A 19,666-nucleotide genomic window follows, 5' to 3' on the forward strand; every position below is an offset into this window, starting at 1 on the left:
TGAGTCCGGGGCTGCGTCGGTCAAAGCGGGGATCTGCGGTGATTCCGGGGCCGACACCCCCGGAATCACCGCGGATCCCCGGACTCACCTACCGAGCCCCGGACTCAACCAACGACTCTCGACCCGGTGACCACTCCTTCCCGGCTCCGCCATGCGCCCCCGATGCACCGCCGGGCGCTTGCCCCGGATACCGTCCATCGCTCCCCGGGCGTCCTGGGGAACCGCCGGGAGACGACCGAGGACGACACCGCCGTGCACGGGACGGAGCACACCCTTTCAGCGCCTGGCGAAGCCGCCGTCCGACATTCGAGCACAAGAGCGCACCACCACTTGATTTAAGGACTATCTATCATCTAATAGGTTGAACGATGGTTGCCCCTCTTGCGTGGGGCTCTCTAGCGTTGCTGCTGTCCACCCTGACCCGCCCGCTGCGGAGCCGACCACGAACCGCCGCCGGGCCCCGAGCACGTTCCACACGAACCACGACCACGCTCGACACCAACCACGACCAGGAGCCTTCAGCATGCCTGTCCTCACCATCGGTGACCAGTTCCCCAGCTATAACCTGACCGCCGTCATCCCCGGCAACCTCAAGGACGTCGACGCCGCACGCCCCGAGGACTACTTCACGACCGTGTCCTCGGAGGTCCCCGAGGGAACCTGGCGCGTCGTGTTCTTCTGGCCCAAGGACTTGACCTTCGTGTGCCCCACCGAGATCGCTGCCTTCGGCGACCTCTACGAGGAGTTCAAGGACCGCGACTGCGAGGTCCTGGGCGTGTCGGTGGACAACGAGTTCACCCACTACGCCTGGCGCCGCAGCCACGACAAGCTCCAGGACCTGCCCTTCCCCATGGCCAGCGACCTCGGCCGCGAGCTCGTTGAGGCCCTCGGCATCAAGCGGGTCACCGGCGAGGCCGACCGGGCCACCTTCATCGTCGACCCGAACAACGTCATCCAGTCGGTGTCGGTGACCGCCGAGTCCGTGGGCCGCAACACCGAGGAGGTGCTCCGCCAGCTCGACGCCCTGCAGTCCGACGAGCTGTGCGCCTGCAACTGGAAGGCCGGCGCCGCCACCATCGACGTGCTGGACGAGATGACCCGCTGAGCGGACCCGCCAGCACCACCGACGACCAAGGAGACACCATGACGATCGCGACGCTGCGCGCCGCCCTGCCCGAGTGGGCCAAGGACCTGTCCCTCAACCTGTCGACGCTCACCCGCTCCACAACCCTGACCGAGCAGCAGCAGTGGGGGACCTTCCTGGCCACTGCGGCCGCGACCCGCAACGAGTCGGTCCTCGTCCAGGTGGCCGAGGAGGCCAAGGAGCACCTGAGCGAGGCCGCCTACGACGCCGCTCTCGGCGCGGCCTCCATCATGGCGATGAACAACGTCGTCTACCGGGCCCGCCACTTCCTGGCCGGCGCCTACGACAACGAGCGCATGGGCCTGCGCATGAACATCATCGGCACCTCCGGCGGGGTCGACAAGGTCGACTTCGAGCTGTGGAGCCTGGCGGTGTCCAGCATCAACGGCTGCGAGAAGTGCGTGGCCTCCCACGAGGCCACCGTCCGCGCCGAGGGTCTGTCCACCGAGCAGGTCTGGGAGTCGCTGCGCATCGCCGGCACGCTGGCCGGGGTGGCCCAGGCCGTGGAGGCCGTCGAGGCCCTCGGCTGAGCCGACGGCCCACCTCCGCCCACGTCCACGGGGCCCGGCGAGCGCGACATGAGCGCTCGCCGGGCCCCGGCTCGTATGGGGACTCGTACGGGGTGGGCCGTCAGTTCTCGGGATCGGCGTCGACGGCGCCCTGGACGTCGTTGAACAGGAGGTTGGAGATCTCGAGCTGAACCATCTGGACCCTGGGGACGTCGACAAGGAGCAGGGGGTCGTCCGAGCTGGTCTGCAGGCTCAGCGTGCCGCAGCCGAAGATCCGGTCGGTGACCGTGCGGTCCTGCTGGACGTCGCTGATCCGGGTCAGCGGCAGGTCGTGCCCCGACTTGTTGAGGATGCCCGAGCGGGTGATGACCCGCTTGGAGGTCACGGTGTAGGTGGTGGTCACCCAACGCAGCCACGGCAGGGCCAGCAGAGGCACCGAGACCACGAGCACGGCGACCCACAGCGCGACGAGCCCCCACGGCGACCAGGACTCGGGCACGAGGACCGAGACCGCTGTGGCGGCGGCGAGCAGGACGACCCACCCCACGATCCTCCACAGGAGCACCTTGGGGTGGGTGTGCATGTGCCGCACCACGACCTCGTCGCGGCTGAGCAGCTTGTTCGACAGAGCCATGGGCCCATCGTGCCATGGCCCCGCGCCTCTACGGCACCCGGCGGCAGGGCACCTGTCCCCGGCGCCCAGTGCCCGACAGCGCGGATCCGGCCACCTACGACGACGCCGCGCATCCGGGGGTCGCGTCCGGTCGCCGACCGGGCGGTTGACCGGAGCCTTCGGACGGGAGCGCACCCCCGAGCTGACTCAGCCCCCCGGCCGGCGAGCCAGGACCCGTCAGCGGGCCAGCATGTCCGCTCCGACGCTGAGGACCACCGGCACGATGCCCAGGATGATGAAGGCAGGCAGGGAGCAGGCCCCCAGGGGCAGGACGAGGCGCACGGCCAGGCGCTCAGCCGCCTCCTCGTCCTGGGCGCGGCGACTGGCCCGCAGGGCGGCGGCTGTGCCGGCCAGCAGCGGGCCGGGGGAGGCGCCGTCCTCCCACCCGGGCCGCAGGCAGCCCTCGAGGCGGGACCAGCGCTCCCGGCAGGGCGGGGGAACCGGTCCCCGCAGCGGCCCGCCGACGCGTCGGGCCGGCCGGGACCTCCCGGGCGCCGCGCCCCGTGCCGTGCCGCTCCGGGTCCGGCCTCGCGGCGCCGCGGCGCTGCGGTCACCGCGCCTCGGGCGGCTGACGGCCGCCACCTCCTGCTCCCCGGGGTCGGCCGCCCGCCACGCCTCATCCCAGGAGGCGCCGAGCAGCAGCGCCCGGCCCACGACGACAAGGTCATCATCCCCCAGGGCCGACCCGAGGGCCTGCAGGGTTCCCGGGAGGGAGGCGCCGGCCTCGAGCGCCGCCGAGGCGAGGTCGATGACCAGTGCCTCATCGACAACGGCCGCCTGTGCGACCGCTGCGGCGACCAGGCGCCTGGTCAGCACGTGCCCGACCGCGACGAGCACGAGCCCGAGCACCCCCAGGGTGCTCCCCCGGCCGCCGTCGAGAGGCACCTCGTGGGGGCGAGCCCCCACGAGCGCCCCCAAGCCCAGGCCGGCCAGCGGCAGCGCTGCGAGCAGCCGGGCGGTGGCACAGGGCCCCGCCAGGGCGACGCGCCGCGAGGACTCGGCCCTGCCCGACTCCGCCACACCACCAGCGACCTCCTCGAGGACCCCCGCCAAGGGCGCGCCGAGGGCGGCGGTCAGGCGGCAGGCCGCCACCGCCCCGGGCACGGCGGCGCGGGCGGCGCGCTGCAGCTCGGCGCGCCGTCGCCGCCCCGCCCGGTGGCCCGGCACACCCACACGGCCGGCCGGTGGCCGGGTCCACCAGGGACCAGCCGGCACCCCGAGCGCACGGAGCGCGGGCGGGACGCCGTCCTCGCCCGGTTCGGCGCCCTCGTGGATCCCGGCGCGACCCAGGGCCCGGGACCAGGCCCGCTGGGGCGTGGCGCCGGCGCGCAGCAGGGTCGCAACCTCGATGAGCAGCAGCCCGATGTCGACCGGTTCACGCGGACCGGGCCGGCGCTCCGGCGGCCGGTCCGGCCCGCGCGGCTGCGGCCCGGGCCGGCGTGCGGGCATGAGCAGAACGGCCACCGCCAGGGCGACGAGGACACCGACGAGAAGGGACTCTGCGCTCACGGCTCCCCCTGCCCGCCTGGGCTCGCGCGCCCGCCCCGCTCCGGATCGACAGGCCCGGGCACGGCGGCCCCGACCGCGGCCGCGCCCAGGCGGTCGATGAGCCGGTCCACCGCCGGTCCCGCGCTCATGCGCCCGCCGGGGTCGATGAGGATCGCGTCGTCGCACAGCAGGGCGCCAGAACCGGCGCGCCGCAGCACCCCGACCGCGGAGACGTACCGTCGCGCCCGGGCCGGGCCGGGACCGGAGGCGGTCCGGCGCAGGTGAACGACGGCGTCGAGGGCGCTGGCGGCCTGGGCGGCCACCGCCTGCTCGCTCAGGCCGGCCAGGGCTCCCAGCGCTGTCAAGCGCGCCGGGACGTCACCGGGGGAGTTGGCGTGCAGGGTCGCCCACCCGCCCTCGTGGCCGGTGTTGAGGGCGGTCAGCACGTCGCGGACCTCCGGGCCGCGGCACTCTCCGAGCACGATCCGGTCCGGGCGCATGCGCAGGGCGGTGCGCACGAGGGCGGTCATGGGGACGGCGCCGACGTTCTGCACGTTGTCACCGCGCTCCTGGAGGTGGATGACGTGGGGGTGGGCGGGGCGCAGCTCGCTGGCCTCCTCGATGCACACGATCCGTTCGGTGGCAGGCACCAGCCCGAGCAGGGCCGCCAGGAGCGTCGTCTTGCCCGTCCCGGTGGCTCCGGTCACCAGGCAGGAGGCGCGGGCCGAGACCAGGGCGGCCAGGACGAGGTCGAGCCCCGGGGCGAGCGTGCCGGCCTCGACGAGCTCGGCCAGGGTGAAGGCCCGACGCCGCGAGGTGCGCAGGCAGATCAGGGTGCCGTCGGCGCTCAGTGGCGGCAGGACGGCGTTGAGCCGGGTGCCGTCGGGCAGGGTGGCGTCGACCACGGCGCAGGCGTCGTCAAGGCGGCGCCCGCAGGCGGCGGCCATCCGCACGGCCAGGGCCCGCGCCTCCGGCTCGCCCAGGGCGGCCTCCTCGACCTCCTCGAGCCCCTGGCCGCGGTCGATCCATATGCGCCCGCCCCCGACGAGCACGTCGGTGACCCCGTCGGTGTCGAGCAGCGGCTGGAGGACCGGACCGGCGCCCTCGACCTCGGCCCGCACCGTCCTGCTCAGGCGGGCCAGCCCGCCCGCGCCGGTGGTCGGCTCGGCCCCGGCCCCGAGCGCCGCATCGAGGGAGGCGCCGCGGGCCAGCGCCCGACGCACGCGCGCCACCTCGACGCCCCGCCGCTCGGCCTCGAGGGCCGTGCCGTGGGGCGCCGGCCCTCCCGGGCCGTTCACGGTGGTCATGACGTGCTCCCGGGGCCTGCGCCGTCGGCCTGAGCCGGGGGCTCCAGAGCGCCGACGGTCTCGAGGACCCGGGCGGCCACGCGCCTGGCCTGGACGCGTAGGCGACCCCGACCGCGGGTGGGGTCATCGCCGTGGGCGATGCGCTGGGCGATCGAGCGCTCACGCACGAAGGTGGCCAGCACCGGGGCGCCGACCATGGCGCTCAGCTCCTCGGCCGAGACGTCCTCGCCGTCGAGGCGCACAAGGAGATGGAGCTCACCGGGGCCGCCGGCCCGCCGGAGGCGGGCGGCCAGCGCCTCGGCGGCGACGGCCGAGCGCAGGTCGAGGGCCGACACGAGCAGGACGGTGGATCCCGGGGGCACGGGGGCGCCGCGGGGAAGATCGACGATGACGAGGTCGTGCCGGGCGCGCAGGGCCTCGAGCGCGGGGGCCACCGCCTCGGGCGCGGCCGGACCGCCACGCCCGTCTCCGGTCAGCACGGGCATGCCGATCCAGGTGGGCAGGACGCTGACCAGCCTCTCGGGCCTGAAGGCGGCCTCCCGGTCGGGCAGGTCGGCCCAGTGCAGACCCGGCAGGAGGTCCGAGCCGATGAGCAGGCCAAGACCACCCGCGGGATCGCAGTCCAGGAGGGCGACCCGTGGCCCCCGGGCGGAGCAGGACCGCGCCACGTGGAGCAGGAAGGTGCTCGTCCCCAGGCCCCCGCGGGCTCCGATCAGGACCACGACACGGGCGCGGGGCGGGTCCTGGGCGGCCAGGAGCAGGGCGACGAGCGCGTCGGCCCCCTCCGGTCCGGTGCACTGCTCCAGGCTGCCGACGACGATGCGCTCGCCCGTCGGCACCTGGTCGATCGGGGTCGATCCCGGCGGCTGGAGGACGACGACCGCCTCCACCCCGATGCCCTCGAGGAGGCGGTGTGCCTCGGCCAGCGGATCGGCGCCGAGCGGGCAGGAATGGGGAGCGTGCGCGGTGCAGGCACGCACGAGCTGGTCGATGTCGGGGTCGGCGCCGCCGTCGGCGTGGGAGGACCCGGCCGGGCCGGCGGGGAGCAGCACCCGTACACCGGGTGCCAGGGCAGGTGGTGTGTCGGGCCTGAGGTCGTCCATGAGGCGCTCCTGGGTCGCTGCCCGCCGGCTGCGGGGCGGTTCCCACCAGCGTGAGGCGCCGGGCACCCCCGCGCACGAGAGCCGGCTCCGACCTGTGGATGGCGAGGCCGAACGACCCCTCTGTGCACCCCGCAGCGGCACTAGCAACCAAGTTGCGAGCGCTCCAGAGATCTCCCGCGCCCTGCGCCCATCGGCGATCTCGCGCAGCCCGGTGCCCAGCACCCGGCGCCTGTCGTCCCGGAGGAGCTGATAACGGTCAAGTCCCACACCAGGACTGTGAGGTCGTCTGCTAACCGGTGAGGTCGCACGCCTGGCGTGCGACCTCAGGCGTTTCCTGTCGACCTCACGCGTTTGCTGTCACGCCGCCGGCCCAGGACGCCTCCCAGGCCCGCTGTCCGGCACCTCACCCGTTGCGCCCATCATCTAGGCTCTGTGACGTCAGGGCATGGCCGCTGCAGAGAGCCGCAGACAGGAGCGCTCATGGACGAACCGACCACACCCCGGACCCGCGCCGAGCGCACCGGGAGGCGCACAGCCGCCTACTTCGACCTGGACAAGACCATCCTGGCGACCTCGACCACCCTGGCCCTGGGCACGCCGATGCGCCGCAGCGGCATCATCTCGACGGCCTCCCTGGCCCGTGGTGTCGTCGCCCAGCTGCCCTACCTCCTCGTGGGCGCCGACGAGGGCCACACGGCGCGCCTCATGACCCGGCTCGCCCGCATGTCGGCCGGCGTCGAGCGCTCCCGGTTCCAGGAGGTCGTCCGCGAGGCCCTGGCGACCGCCATCGCGCCCGCGGTCTACGCCGAGGCCCTCGACCTCATCGAGGCGCACCGCCGCGCCGGTCACGACATCGTCGTCGTCTCCGCCTCGGGGGCCGAGATGGTCGAGCCGATCGCCGAGCTCGTCGGGGCCGACCGGGCCGTGGCCACGCGCATGGAGGTCGACGAGGAGGGCCGGTTCACCGGACGGATCGCCCACTGCCTGCTGCACGGCGCCAAGGTCGACGCGCTCGCCGCCGACGCCGCGGCGCATGGCATCAGCCTGGAGCGCTCCTGGGCCTACTCGGACTCGATCTCCGACCGGCCGATGCTCGAGGCGGTCGGGCACCCGGTGGCCGTCAACCCCGACCGCGAGCTGCGACGCCTGGCCATGGACGCAGGGTGGCCCGTCCAGGACTTCACCCGCCCGGTCGACCTGCGCCACCCCTTCCAGCCGCCCCGACCGTGGGCCGGCGACCGGGAGCGAGCACTCCCCCGCCCCTCGGCCACGGCCGTGGCCCTGGGCGTGGGCATCGTGCTCACGGTCTCCGCCGCGGTCGGCACCGCCGCCTACCTCGTCTACCGGCCAGCCGGGCACCGGTGACCGGAGGCGCTCGCCCGGTCGCTCAGGCGCCGCGCGTCGTGCCCGCCTGGACGGCCCGGCACACCGAGCGGGCCTCCTCGATCCCCATGAGCAGCGCCTCGGCCTGCCACACGACCCAGGCCGTCACTCCCTCCGGAGCACCCGAGGCGTAGGCGGCGGCCGCCTGGGCGTAGGCCCCCGGTGCGCGGGCGGCGTAAAGGTCGGGCACCGCCGTGCCCGTGGGCTCGAGGCCGTCGCGGGTCACGAGGTGGCGCGCCAGTAGCCGGCCGACCGCCGCATTGCCTGCCGTGAAGGGCCGCACCGTGAGCATCTCGCCGTGGACGACCGCGGCCCGCACCAGCGCGGGCGCCTCCTCGGCCTCGAGGAGCGCCAGCAGCCCCGCCAGCCGGTCGCGCAGGCCGGCGTCGTCGGCAGAGGCGTCGGGAGAGGCGAGCGGGCCGGCCTCGCGGGGGGCCGTCCCCGGCTCCCGAGGCACGGCCACCTCGTCCCATCCGATCCGTCCGGAGGCCGCCAACGGGCCGACGACGTCGCGGTGGAGGGAGGCCAGCAGCGCCCGAGCCCCGGGTGGGACGGGCCGCCCCGCCCCGCGCAGGTCGGGCATCCAGGTCGTCAGGCGCACGCCGGCGCGCCACAGGCCGGCGGCGGCATCGAGGGCGGGGTCACCGGTGAGGGCATGGCCCAGGCCCCGTCCCGCGACGGCCTCGCGCAGGGTCTCGACAGGCACGACGGCGCCCTCGACAGCGGCCGAGGCGACCGCCGAGCGCACCGCTGCCTCCGCCCGCGCCTCCCGCCACCGGCGCCGCAGGGCCTCGTTCCACCGCAGTTCGGCGGAGGCGTCCCGCAACGCCTCCTCGGCCCGGACCACCTGCGGATCGGCGGCCAGCGCCCGCAGGGCGGCGACGAGCCCGCCAGACCCGGACCGTCCCCGCCGAGGCCCGCCACCGGGCCGTGCTCCCAGACCCACCACCATCCTTGTCACCATGCCCACTGTAGCGAACCGCCCACCCCACCCCTGGGAATCAATCATCTAGGCTCGCAGCCGTGAGCCCCCGAACCACGTCGAGCCCTCCCGCCGCCGGCGCCGCGTCCCCCACCCCGGCCGGCGGCCTGCCCCTGGCACCCCGCTCGCGTCGGGGCGACCACATCGTGTCTGCCGTGGCCGGGCTCGCCCTGACCCCCCTCGTGCTCGTCCTCATCGCCCTGGCTCTCCAGGGCGCGAACGAGGGCCGCCTCCTCCTGGCTACCGCACCTGTCGTGCTCATGCTCGTCGTGTCGGCCTGCGCGCAGGCACTGTTCGCGGCGCGTTCCTCCCTGGGAGGGCTCGTGGCGGGGGCCCTCGCCCTCATCGCTCTACCTGTGCTGGCGGCCCGCTCTCAGGCCGGCTCCTCCAACACGGCCGCCTGGCTCCTCGATCTGGTCCACACGGGCGTCGTCCCCGTCCTCTCCGCTCTCCTCATCGGGGGCGCGTGGGGAATGCGCCACGCCCGGCGGGCGGGCAGGGCCGAGGCCCGCCTTGCGGCACGTCTGGCGGCGCACGACCGGACCGTGGGCAGGACCCCGGCGGCCCCGCCCTCACGACGCCGGGATCACATCGTCTCTCTGCCACTGACTCTCGCCGCTGCTCTCATCGCCGTGGTCGTGCTGCGCGAGGACAATGCCCAGGTGCTTGCGGGCACCGCGGGCCCGGGCACCTGGGCGGGCGCAGTGTGCACGTGGGGCGCGGTGGCGGCGGGCACGGCGATCACCGGCCGGTCGAGCCTCGGGGCCCGGGCGATCGGACCGTTGCTCGTCCTCGCGGGGCTGCCGGCCCTCCTGACGGTGGCGCGCCCCGGCCTGCCCGGCCAGGGGGCGGTCGCCGACTGGCTGCCCGGCGACCCCAGGGCCCTCACACTGATCTGCTCGGGCCTGCTGCTCATGGCGCTGGGCTGGGGAGCCCACTTGGCACGTCGTCAGGGCCGGACCGAGGTGCTTGCCGAGCGCCGGCCCCAGGACCCGACGACGCCGCCCCTCGGCCTGGCCCGACCGGGCACCTGAGCCCCCGGACCGGCACGCCTGCACGCCATGGGTACGGCATACCGCTACCGTGGGACAGCCTGAAGGAGGTCATGTGAGTACCGAGAGCACCACCACCCCCACTGACGCCCCCGAGGGAGCCGTCCCTGGCTCGCCGGATCCCGAGGACTCCGAGGAACTCGGCACCGGGGCCGGCTCCGCCCAGCAAGAGGCTGCGTCCGCTGCCGCCCGGGCCGACTGGGACAGCGCCGCCACGACTCCCCTGGACGGGCCCATGGGCGCCGCGGTCGATGCGACGACCCCCGAGGAGTCCGCACCGCAGGCCGCACCCGAGCCGGTCGCTCCGGCCCCGGTCGGCTCCGCCCGGCCCGTGCCCTCGACGGCACCGCGGGAGGACCAGGACCCGACCGCGGCACCCACGACCCAGCAGGCCGCCCCCGAGTCGGTCGCACCACCCCGCGCCTCCGCCGCACCGGTCGCTCCGGCCCCGGTCGGCAAGGCCCAGCCGGTGCCGTCGGCCGCCGCCACTACTGAGACCGCCGACGCCGCTCAGGCCCGTGACTCCGGCCAGTCCCCTGACGCCGCCCAGGCACGTGGAGCTGCCGACGCCGCCCAGGCACGTGGAACCACTGGCTCCACTGAACCGCGCGAGCCCGCCGCCGAGCCGCGCGAGCCCACTGACCTCACCGACGCCGCGTCCCCGGCACGCCCCCAGCACCTCGCCCCGCACCGGGAGACCGGAGACACCGCCGTGCGCCGCCGGTCGCTGCTGCCCTCCGAACCCCCCGAGGCCACGGGGCCCTCCACCGGGGCCGCATCCGAGGCGGTCACCCAGCCCGTATCCCAGCGCGAGGCCCGGGACACCGCGAGGAGCCCGGTGCCGCCTGCTGCCTCAGCCTCCCCGACGGCGGCCGATGGCCGGCGGGCCGCGGACACGCCATCCCGCCGGCCCGCCGGCGCTGTCAAGCCCGCCGAACCCGGCCAACCCGTCGCACCCGGCACCCCCCTCAAGCCGGCAGAGCCCCCCAGCTCCGTCAAACCCGGCCAACCCGTCGCACCCGGCACCCCCCTCGAGCCCACCGAGCCCGACCAGCCCGAGGCCGCAGCGCGGTCGCACCGCGCCGTCGGACACGGCCGGCACGTGAGCACCGAGCGCAGCGAGGACGAGGTCCTGCTCGACGGCTCGGTGACCCTGGGGCAGCCGCAGTCGCGCGCCGGGTCGCACTGGGCCGGCGTCCTCGTGTCGATCGTCGCACTGCCCGTGTCCTGGTACTTCCTCCACCTGGGCGCCGCCCGGGCGGTCGAGGCGGGGGACCCGCTGCGCTTCTCCATCCACGCCGGCGCGCTGACGGCCCTCGCCATCGGCGCCTGCGCCCTGGTCGTGGCCCTGTGGACGGCGCGGCGCTCCAGCCTCGGTGTCACCGTCGTCGGTGTGCTGTCGACCCTCATCGGGGTGGTCGCCGTCGCGCTCCCCAGCGTGCTCAGCAGTGCGCTCACCCCGACGCTGGAGCGTCTCACCATCCACTCCGACCTCGGGGCCGACCTCGCCGCCTACCTGTGGACCGACGCGGTCACCGGCAAGTTCCTCGCCTTCGGCCTGTTCATGCTCATGGTGGGGTGGGTGTCCCACTCGGCCCGGCGGGCCGGACGCCGCGAGCAGGAGGTCATCATCCGGGGGCGGCACGCCGCCTGAGCCGACGGCCGTCAACGGCCGCCGTCAACGACCACCACGACTCGGAACAGCACGCGCACGCGGGCACCGGTCCGTACCCTGGGGCGGTGCCCGCCTCTTCCCACACCGCGCCGATGACCAGCTCGAGGGACGGCGCCCGCGACGCCGTGCCCGTCGTCATCGGATACACCACCCTCGGCCTGGCCGCCGGGATGCTTCTCAGCGCTTCCGGGCTGGCCTGGTGGTGGGCGCCGGTGTGGAGCCTCGTCATCTACTCCGGGACGATGCAGATGCTCCTGGTCCCCCTGGCCGCGGCCGGGGAGCCGCTGGCCGCCATCACCGCATCGGCGGTGTTCGTCTCGGGCAGGCACGTGTTCTACGGGCTGGGGTTCCCCCTGGACCGGGTGCGCGGGGGCAGGCTGGCGCGGCTCTACGCCGTGCACGCGATCACCGACGAGGTCTACGCGCTCCTGGCCTCCAAGGACCGCCTCGCCATGAGCGGCCGCTACATCCTGACCGTCGAGGCGCTCAGCCACTCCGCCTGGATCACGGGGACGACGGCGGGGGCGCTGGCCGGCGCAGGCCTGGCCTCCCTGGTCGGGGAGCGCATCGAACTGCTCGGCTTCGTCCTGACGGCGCTCTTCGTCGTCCTGGCCATTGAGAACTGGCGGACCCACCCCGATCCCACGGTCCTCATCCTGGGGGTGTGCTCCGGGGGCGTGGCCATCGCCGTCGGAGGCTCCGCCGCGCTGCTCAGTGGGCTCGGGATCCTGGCCGCCGGGCTGGTCGCCCTCTACGCCTGGCGGAGGCGTGAGAGTCGGGGAGCGGCACCTCCCGGGGCGTCCGAGCCACCCCAGACATCCGGGCCTCCCGGAGCCTCCGGCCCGCCGGCCGGTCCCGCCGACGGACGAAGCGCAACCCTCGAGCCGGCAGACCGCCCATGCTGAACCCGGCCCAGGTCCTCATCGCCCTCGTCGTCGTCGCGGCCATCACCTACGCCTGCAGGATCGCCCCCTTCGCCCTCCTGCGCGGACGGGGCCGCAGCCCCCTGCTCTCCTTCCTGTCCACGGCGATGCCCCTGGGCGTCATGATCGTGCTCGTGGCCTACACCGTGGGCCAGGTGAGCCTCGACCCGGCCACATGGTTGCCCCCGGCCACCGGGATCGGTGCGACGGCGGGCCTGCACCTGTGGCGCCGCTCCATCGCCCTGTCCCTCATCGGGGGCACGGCCGTCTACGTCGCCGTCTCCCTCCTCATGACCTGAGGCACCCTGAGGAGGCCGCCCGGCGCAGGAGCGTCCTCCTCGCCACCGCCCCGACCGGCCCCGGCCCCGAGGAGACGATCATCTAGGCTGTCCTTCGTGCCTGTGACCGTCAATCGACCCGGCCCCTGGACCCACCGCGACCTGAGCGCCGGCGGTACCCGTTTCCATGTGGCCCTCGCCGGGCCCGAGGCCCCCGTGGTCGACTCCTCCGACGCGGCCAACGACCCGCCTGCCCCGCTCATTCTGCTCCTGCACGGCTTCCCCGAGTGCTGGTGGACCTGGCGGGAGATCATCCCCGGCCTGGCCGACGCCGGGCACCGCGTGGCGGCCATGGACCTGCGCGGCTTCGGCGGCTCGGACCGGCCGCCCTCGGGCTACGACCTGGTGACCCTCGCCCAGGACGTCATGGCCGTCGTCCGGGCCCTGGGGCACGAGCGGGTGGTCGTCGTGGGCTCTGGACTGGGCGGGCAGGTCGCCTGGGTGCTGGCCGGGCTGTCCCCGTCGACGACGGCGGCCATCGTCCCGGTCGGGGCGCCGCACCCGGTCGCGGTCCGCTCGCTCAGGGGCCGGTCCTTCTCCGGGTCGGCGCTGCAGTACCTGTCCTTCAAGCTCCCCGTCCTGCCGGAACGCTCCTTGAGCACGACGGCGGGGGTCGAGGGGCTCCTGCGCTCCTGGGCCGGTCCGCGCACGAAGTCGGAGGTCGCCGAGTCCGCCGGCTATTACGCCGCACTCATGGCGCGCCCCGGTGCGGCACGCTCGGCGCTGGAGACCGTGCGTCGCACCCGCCTGTCGCGCTCCGAGGCCGTCGCGCTCGGCGCGCCGGTCGGCGTCCCCGTGCTCTCCGTCCAGGGCGAGCTCGACCCCGTCCAGCCCGCCCAGGCCTACGCCCGCGACACCCACCACGTGGCCGGCAGGCTTCACCAGGCGACGATCCGCGGGGTCGGCCACTTCCCTCAGGTCGAGGCGCCCGCCGAACTCCTCACAGTCCTCCTGCCCTTCCTGGCCGAGGCCGCCTGAGCACCCGGTCCGACCCGGCCGCCCCTCCGGCGACCGGTGGACGGCCGCCCCTCGGCCACCCCTCGGCCGGCCCGCGCCGGCAGCCCGGCACGTCTCATCCGGCCCTGCTCCCGGCTCCCGTCTGGCGACCGCTCCCCTGGCTCAGGCGACGCCCACCCGTGGACACAGGTCCTGCGAGGCCAGGGCGCAGTCGCCGCACCGCGGGGAGCGGGCCCGGCACACCGCGCGCCCGTGCTCGATGAGGCGGTGGCAGCCGTCGGTCCACCGCCACGGCTCCCACAGGGAGGCGATGTCGCGCTCGACGGCGCGCGGGTCGGTCGCCGTCGTCCACCCGAGCCTCCGGGACAGGCGCCCGACGTGGGTGTCGACGGTGATCGCGGGGACACCGAAGGCGTTGCCCAGAACGACGTTGGCGGTCTTGCGCCCCACACCCGGCAGCGCCTGGAGGGCCGCGGCATCGGCGGGGACCCGACCGCCGTCGTCGGCCACGAGCTCGGCGCCCAGGCCAATGAGCCGCTCGGCACGGGTGCGCTGCATCCCCAGGGGCCGCAGCAGCGCCTCGAGCTCGGCGCGGTCGGCCCCGGCCAGCGCCACCGGGTCGGGCCACCGGTCGAAGAGCTCCGGGGTGATCGTGTTGACCCGCGCGTCGGTGGTCTGCGCCGACAGGACCGTGGCCACGAGCAGCTGGAAGGCGTTGCTGTGGAGCAGCGCGCAGCGGGCGTCGGGGTAGAGGCGGATCAGCTCGTCATCCACCGCGGCCGCCCGCTGCCCGGGTGTCATCGCAGCCCTGTTCCCCGCCATCATGCCTCCCTGATCCGCGGCGGCGCCCCACCCGCACCTCGGGCACCTCGCTCGTGATACGGTCCGCATTCGCGCAACGACGCGCCAGCGACCTCATTTGACCCGAGACACGCGAAGACTACAATGCTCGACGGCGTGCCACAGGTCACAAGCCATGGCAGGATGGGGCAGGTCAGGAACACACGGACAGACGAAAGCCCGCCTACCGGGCCCCCAGCAGACGACACCACAGGAGGACCGTCGTGGAAGACAGCATCATCTCCAGAATCCCGCTCTTCGAGGGAATGAGCTCCGAGGAGCAGGACGAGCTGCGCGCCATGATGGCGCAGACGACCCTGCGGCGCGGCGAGATCCTCTTCAACGAGGGCGAGCAGGGGGACCGCCTCTACATCCTGCTGTCGGGCAAGGTGAAGCTCGGCCACGCCTCGGCCGACGGCCGCGAGAACCTCCTCGCCGTGCTCGGCCCCGGCGAGGTCGTCGGCGAGCTGACCCTGTTCGACCCGGGCCCGCGGTCGACCACGGCCACCGCCGTGGCCCCCACCGACCTGCTCGCCCTCGAGCACGGCCAACTGATGGGCTTCATCGAGTCCCACCCGGCCTTGGCCAAGGACATGCTGCGCGCCCTCGCCCAGCGCCTGCGCCGGACGAACACGGCGCTGGCGGACCTGGTCTTCTCCGATGTCCCGGGCCGGGTGGCCAAGGCGCTGCTCGACCTGGCCGACCGCTTCGGCTCGCCGACCGAGGACGGCGTGCACGTCCCCCACGACCTCACCCAGGAGGAGCTCGCCCAGCTCGTGGGCGCCTCCCGCGAGACGGTCAACAAGTCGCTGGCCGAGTTCGTCTCCCGCGGCTGGATCCGCCTGGAGGGACGGGCGGTCACGCTGCTCGACGTCGACCGCCTGCGCCGCCGCGCACGTTGAGGCCCAGCGTCTTCCCGGGGGCCGACACGGCCTCCACCCGGACAGGCCCGCCCCGGCGCCGCACATGGCGCCGGGGCGGGCCGCGTTCAGGCGCGGGGGCGCTTGAGGTAGGCGACGAGGTTCTCCGATCCGGCCGGGCCGGGGACGACCTGGACCAGCTCCCAGCCGTCAGCCCCCCACTGGTCGAGGATCTGCTTGGTGGCGTGGGTGAGCAGCGGGACGGTGGCGTATTCCCATGTAGTCATGGCCCGAGCCTACGGGCACTGACCGGGCACGGGCGAGCAGTCCGGTAGGCGGCCGGGGCCTGGCCACGGCGTCGACGGCACCCTTCGGCGTCACGGAGTCGACGACGCCGTCAGCGGACGCGGGCAAGGTGCTCAGCGGACGCGGGCCAGGATCCTGGGGGCACGGCGGGCGTGGATCTCCGCCACCAGCTCGTCGTCCTCGCGCCGCAGCCAGGCCGTCCAGTCCGTCACCTCGGGGAAGCGGCGCAGCAGCGCCCGACGCTCCCGCTCGGTCAGGCCGCCCCACACGCCGAAGGAGGACTCGGTGTCCAGAGCCTCCGCCAGGCACTCCATGCGCACCGGGCAGGAGAAGCACAGTGAACGGGCGTCGCGCTGCTCCGCCCCCTTGCCGAAGAGCTGGTCAGGCTCGCCCCCCGAACAGGCGGCGCGAGCCGCCCAGGTCTGGTCGCTCGTCGTCATCTCTCACTCCCATGCGCAAGCCAGGGTGGCCGACCCCCATGTCAGCCGCGTCACATCTCCGACCGTATGCCAATCGTCATTCATTGACCAAATCCTTGCCCCGAGGCCCCCGCCCCGACCGCGGCGCTGCAGGTGCGACCAAAGCCCGGCACGGCGCGGCCGCCGGTCCAGCCTGGGATCTACGTCCCAGGTTCAGCGCTCAGCGCAGCGCCCCCGCGCGCACCGGCAGGCCCATTGAGGGCGTCGTGGCCCACAGCGCCAACCGGGCGTCAGGCCGTATCGTGGTGACCATGTCGACGTCTCCTCCCCGCGGCCGGTCACTGTCACCCGCCCAGGTCGTCTCGATGCTGCTGGTCTTCCTGCTGCTGTCGAGCGCCGGCGGCCTGCTCACCGCGGGCTTCGCGATGCCCTTCGTGGGCGCCGCCTCGGCGCTGACCAACGCCTCCGCGCAGCTGTTCGACGAGCTGCCCGACGACTTCAACGTCCTCGAACCCTCCGAGATCTCGGTGATCCGCGCCTCCAACGGGCAGCAGATCACCCAGTTCTATGCCGAGAACCGCATCGTGGTGCCACTGTCGGAGATGTCGGTCAACATCCAGAACGCGATCATCGCGGTGGAGGACCAGCGCTTCTACCAGCACAAGGGGGTCGACCCGGCGGGCATCGTGCGCGCCGTCGTGTCCAACGCCAACTCCGGTGACACCCAGGGCGCCTCAACCCTGACCCAGCAGTACGTGCGCAACGTGCTCATCGAGGCCGGCCTGCGCAGCGACGACTCCGCCGCGATCGCCGCGGCGAAGGCTCCCACCGTCGCCCGCAAGCTCCGCGAGATCAAGTACGCCCTGACCCTGGAGCAGAAGTACACCAAGCAGCAGGTCCTCGAGGGCTACCTCAACATCGCCGCCTTCGGCCCCTCGACCTACGGCGTCGAGGCCTCCTCGCGCTACTACTTCTCGCACTCGGCCGCCGAGCTGACGATCCCCGAGGCGGCCCTGCTGGCCGGCATCACCAACGCCCCGGGCGCCTACGACCCGGAGACCTACCCGGACAAAGCCAAGTCCCGGATGGACTGGGTCCTCAAGAAGATGTACGAGGAGCAGTTCATCACCGAGGAGGACTACCAGGCGGGCCTGGCGACCCAGATCTCCGACATGCTCCGGATCACCTCGACTCCCGGCGGCTGCGCCGCGGCCGGGAGCGCGGCCTACTTCTGCGAGTACGTCGTCTCTGAGATCGAGAACTCCGAGCTCTACGGCGCCTCGGAGGCCGAGCGCCGCCAGCTGCTCCTGCGCGGAGGGCTCGACATCACGACCACGATCGACCTGGACAAGCAGGCGGCGGCGGACGCCGCCGTCCAGGAGTACGTGCCCACGGGCGACGCCTCCGGGGTCAAGGCCGCGCTGGCCTCGGTCGAACCGGGGACCGGCAGGATCCTGGCACTGAGCCAGAACACCACCTACGGCGAGGCGACCTCCGGGGACTCCTCGACGACGCAGATCTCCCTCAACGTCGACGCCTCCCACGGCGGCATGGAGAACAGTGACGGCACGAGCGGCTTCCAGCCCGGATCGACCTTCAAGGCCTTCGTCCTGGCCCAGTGGTACGCCTCGGGGCGATCAGGCTACGAGACGATGAACACCGACCCCACCACCTTCCCGGCCTCGACCTGGACGATCTCGTGCGACCCGTCCAAGGCCGACTCCTGGAAGGTCGGCAACGCCAACTCCTCCGAGGGCGGGACGCACAACGTCATCCAGAACACCGCCATGTCGATCAACGTCGGTTACGCCAGGATGACCTCCAAGCTCGACATCTGCGACATCACGGGGCTGGCCGCCAAGATGGGGGTGACCAACAACGGCGGTGAGGCCCTGTCCCCCTCGCCCTCGATCGCACTGGGATCCCAGGAGGTCACGCCCCTGCAGATGGCCAACGCCTACGCGACCTTCGCCGCCAGCGGCCTGTACTGCAAGCCGATCGCCATCGACAAGATCGTCGACACCGACGGCAACGAGATGCCCGTGCCCTCGGCCGAGTGCACCCAGGCGATGGATGCCACCGCGGCCAACCGCACAACGGCCACGCTCCAACAGGTGCTCACCTCCCAAGGCACCGGACGCAACGCCATCCTTGCCGGCGGACGCCCCGCAGCGGGCAAGACCGGGACGACGGAGAGGATGGACAACGCCTGGTTCGTCGGCTACACTCCGCAGCTGGCCGCAGCGGTGTGGCTCGGCCACTCCGAGGGCTACTCGCCGATGGACGACCAGTGGATCGGCGGGCGCTACTACTCCACGATGTACGGCTCGGACGCTCCGGCCCCCCTGTGGAAGATGTACATGGACGCCGCCCTCGGCTCGGCGGCGGTCGAGGGCTTCCCCCAGGTGAGCCTGGGCGCCGGCTCATCGTCGTCCTCCTCCTCGTCATCGTCCTCCACATCCTTCCAGTCCAACCGGGAGGGGAACACCTCTGACGGTCAGGCGACACAGGAGGCGCAGGAGCCCGCGCAGCCCGAGGAGCCGGTGGTCGTTGAGGAGCAGGAGGGCGCCAGGGCGCCCGAGGAGCAGGCCATCACGGAGGACGACTGAGATGGCGCCACGCCTGACGGTGCCGACCGCGCTGGGCACGGTCGGCCTGGCCGGGGCGGGACTGCTCGGTTACGCCCTGCTGGAGGCCCGATGGCCGGTTCTGCGGCGCGTCGACGTGCCGGTCCTGGCCCGCGGTGAGCAGCCGCTGACCATCCTGCACCTGTCCGACCTCCACCTCACCGACCGCACCGAGGCCAGGGTGGCCTGGGTGCGCGATCTTGCCCGTCTGCGCCCCGACGTCGTCGTCAACACCGGCGACAACCTGTCCTTCGCCTCCGGGCTGGAGCCCCTGCGCCACGCCCTGGAGCCCTTCACGGGCCTGCCGGGCGCCTTCGTCCTGGGCGACCACGACTACCGCACGACGGTCTTCAAGCTGCCGACGCGCTACCTGCTGCGCGACCCGCGCACGGCGAACGACCCCGCGCGGGAGGCGGCGATCGAGGAGCTGCCCTGGGAGGAGTTGCGTAACCTCCAGGCCGACGGCGGCTGGGTCGACCTGACCAATGCGCGCGGCTCGCTCGAGGTCGGTGGACGCCGCATCGCCCTGGTCGGCGTCGATGACCCCCACGCCGACCGCGACGTCTACCCGGCACCGCAGGTCAGCCCAACGCCGGCGGAATCCTCCGCACCTGCGGTGCTCGGCAGCGACGGCGAGCCGCTGCGGCTGGGTCTTCTTCACGCCCCCTACCGGCGGGTCCTGGACGCCATGGCGGCCGAGGGGGTCGGCTTTGCCATGGCCGGGCACACCCACGGCGGCCAGCTGTGCCTGCCCGGTGCCGGCGCCCTCGTCACCAACTGCGACCTGGACCGCGGCCGCGCCTCCGGGCTGTCGAGGTGGCCCGTGCCGGCCGTCGGCGACCACGAGGGTGCCACAGGTGACCGCGTGGGTGCCAGCGGCAGCCGGGGCGGTGCGGGCCGGCCGGGAACAGGCGACAGCGACACCCAGGACATGTACCTGCACGTCTCCGCGGGCCTGGGCACGAGCCCGTACACCCCGGTCCGCGTCGCCTGCCGACCCGAGGCCACGCTGCTCACGCTGCTGCCCGCCTCCTAAGCCGCCGGTGCGCCGGAGGCGCGGCGCAACCTCCCTTCGGGCGG

General features: G+C 74.0%; 19 protein-coding genes. 11 read left to right on the forward strand and 8 right to left on the reverse strand.

The genetic code is table 11. From position 1 onward, the window contains the following. Positions 1-523 precede the first annotated feature (523 nt). Together Q4C85_RS08730 and Q4C85_RS08735 are read left to right on the forward strand one after the other, a co-directional pair. On the forward strand, positions 524-1,105 hold the full coding sequence (locus tag Q4C85_RS08730) for a peroxiredoxin (protein WP_303141362.1): 582 nt from the start codon (positions 524-526) through the stop codon (positions 1,103-1,105). 38 nt (positions 1,106-1,143) lie between these two features. Further along, positions 1,144-1,674 (forward strand): carboxymuconolactone decarboxylase family protein, encoded by a 531-nt coding sequence (locus Q4C85_RS08735; protein WP_303141363.1) that lies wholly within the window; start codon positions 1,144-1,146, stop codon positions 1,672-1,674. A 100-nt stretch (positions 1,675-1,774) separates the two neighbouring features. Here Q4C85_RS08735 and Q4C85_RS08740 read toward each other — a convergent pair whose 3' ends face one another. The 4 genes from Q4C85_RS08740 to Q4C85_RS08755 form a co-directional block, all read right to left on the reverse strand. Beyond that, positions 1,775-2,287, reverse strand: a complete 513-nt coding sequence (locus Q4C85_RS08740; RefSeq protein ID WP_303141364.1) for a PH domain-containing protein — start codon at positions 2,285-2,287, stop codon at positions 1,775-1,777. A 216-nt stretch (positions 2,288-2,503) separates the two neighbouring features. Continuing rightward, the gene (locus Q4C85_RS08745; protein WP_303141365.1) at positions 2,504-3,835 is read right to left on the reverse strand and encodes a hypothetical protein; all 1,332 of its coding nucleotides are present in this window, start codon (positions 3,833-3,835) and stop codon (positions 2,504-2,506) included. Then, positions 3,832-5,121, reverse strand: coding sequence for a TadA family conjugal transfer-associated ATPase (locus Q4C85_RS08750; RefSeq protein ID WP_303141366.1), 1,290 nt, complete (start codon positions 5,119-5,121; stop codon positions 3,832-3,834). The genes Q4C85_RS08745 and Q4C85_RS08750 overlap by 4 nt, the downstream gene beginning before the upstream one ends. Continuing rightward, positions 5,118-6,224: a cellulose synthase operon protein YhjQ/BcsQ gene (locus Q4C85_RS08755; protein WP_303141367.1), complete on the reverse strand. Its 1,107-nt coding sequence runs from the start codon at positions 6,222-6,224 to the stop codon at positions 5,118-5,120. The genes Q4C85_RS08750 and Q4C85_RS08755 overlap by 4 nt, the downstream gene beginning before the upstream one ends. A gap of 480 nt (positions 6,225-6,704) precedes the next feature. On the opposite strand from Q4C85_RS08755, the gene Q4C85_RS08760 reads away from it, so the two are divergent. Beyond that, positions 6,705-7,589 carry an HAD family phosphatase gene (locus Q4C85_RS08760; RefSeq protein WP_303141368.1) on the forward strand — a complete coding sequence of 295 codons (885 nt, stop codon included), beginning with the start codon at positions 6,705-6,707 and terminating at the stop codon, positions 7,587-7,589. A gap of 22 nt (positions 7,590-7,611) precedes the next feature. Here the strand turns inward: Q4C85_RS08760 and Q4C85_RS08765 are convergent, their stop codons facing one another. Further along, positions 7,612-8,571, reverse strand: a complete 960-nt coding sequence (locus Q4C85_RS08765) for a Fic family protein (protein WP_303141369.1) — start codon at positions 8,569-8,571, stop codon at positions 7,612-7,614. Positions 8,572-8,630: 59 nt separating this feature from the next. On the opposite strand from Q4C85_RS08765, the gene Q4C85_RS08770 reads away from it, so the two are divergent. The 5 genes from Q4C85_RS08770 to Q4C85_RS08790 all read left to right on the forward strand — a co-directional run bounded on the left by Q4C85_RS08770 (position 8,631) and on the right by Q4C85_RS08790 (position 13,555). Beyond that, the gene (locus Q4C85_RS08770) at positions 8,631-9,623 is read left to right on the forward strand and encodes a hypothetical protein (RefSeq protein WP_303141371.1); all 993 of its coding nucleotides are present in this window, start codon (positions 8,631-8,633) and stop codon (positions 9,621-9,623) included. Between the two features lie 73 nt (positions 9,624-9,696). Further along, positions 9,697-11,295 carry a hypothetical protein gene (locus tag Q4C85_RS08775; RefSeq protein ID WP_303141372.1) on the forward strand — a complete coding sequence of 533 codons (1,599 nt, stop codon included), beginning with the start codon at positions 9,697-9,699 and terminating at the stop codon, positions 11,293-11,295. Positions 11,296-11,408: 113 nt separating this feature from the next. After that, positions 11,409-12,221, forward strand: a complete 813-nt coding sequence (locus tag Q4C85_RS08780; RefSeq protein ID WP_303141412.1) for an AzlC family ABC transporter permease — start codon at positions 11,409-11,411, stop codon at positions 12,219-12,221. After that, positions 12,215-12,538, forward strand: coding sequence for a branched-chain amino acid transporter permease (locus Q4C85_RS08785; protein ID WP_303141373.1), 324 nt, complete (start codon positions 12,215-12,217; stop codon positions 12,536-12,538). Before Q4C85_RS08780 ends, Q4C85_RS08785 begins: the two co-directional genes overlap by 7 nt. A 96-nt stretch (positions 12,539-12,634) precedes the next feature. Continuing rightward, complete coding sequence (locus tag Q4C85_RS08790; RefSeq protein ID WP_303141374.1) at positions 12,635-13,555, forward strand: alpha/beta fold hydrolase; 921 nt, start codon at positions 12,635-12,637, stop codon at positions 13,553-13,555. A 141-nt stretch (positions 13,556-13,696) separates the two neighbouring features. On the opposite strand, the gene nth is transcribed toward Q4C85_RS08790, so the two are convergent. Further along, positions 13,697-14,356: an endonuclease III gene (gene nth, locus Q4C85_RS08795; protein ID WP_303141375.1), complete on the reverse strand. Its 660-nt coding sequence runs from the start codon at positions 14,354-14,356 to the stop codon at positions 13,697-13,699. A gap of 242 nt (positions 14,357-14,598) precedes the next feature. Between nth and Q4C85_RS08800 the strand changes: the two genes are divergently transcribed. Further along, positions 14,599-15,276, forward strand: a complete 678-nt coding sequence (locus Q4C85_RS08800; RefSeq protein ID WP_303141377.1) for a Crp/Fnr family transcriptional regulator — start codon at positions 14,599-14,601, stop codon at positions 15,274-15,276. 86 nt (positions 15,277-15,362) lie between these two features. Here the strand turns inward: Q4C85_RS08800 and Q4C85_RS08805 are convergent, their stop codons facing one another. Next, positions 15,363-15,521 (reverse strand): DUF4177 domain-containing protein, encoded by a 159-nt coding sequence (locus Q4C85_RS08805; protein WP_303141379.1) that lies wholly within the window; start codon positions 15,519-15,521, stop codon positions 15,363-15,365. 132 nt (positions 15,522-15,653) lie between these two features. After that, complete coding sequence (locus Q4C85_RS08810; protein ID WP_303141380.1) at positions 15,654-15,980, reverse strand: WhiB family transcriptional regulator; 327 nt, start codon at positions 15,978-15,980, stop codon at positions 15,654-15,656. Positions 15,981-16,270: 290 nt separating this feature from the next. Between Q4C85_RS08810 and Q4C85_RS08815 the strand changes: the two genes are divergently transcribed. Both Q4C85_RS08815 and Q4C85_RS08820 read left to right on the forward strand, forming a co-directional pair. Further along, entirely contained in the window at positions 16,271-18,568 is a 2,298-nt protein-coding gene (locus tag Q4C85_RS08815; protein ID WP_303141381.1) for a transglycosylase domain-containing protein, read from the forward strand. Position 18,569: 1 nt separating this feature from the next. Beyond that, the gene (locus Q4C85_RS08820; RefSeq protein WP_303141382.1) at positions 18,570-19,622 is read left to right on the forward strand and encodes a metallophosphoesterase; all 1,053 of its coding nucleotides are present in this window, start codon (positions 18,570-18,572) and stop codon (positions 19,620-19,622) included. Positions 19,623-19,666: the final 44 nt, after the last annotated feature.

The organism is Actinomyces sp., from assembly GCF_030524025.1.
In the GTDB taxonomy this organism is placed as follows: Bacteria; Actinomycetota; Actinomycetes; order Actinomycetales; family Actinomycetaceae; genus Actinomyces.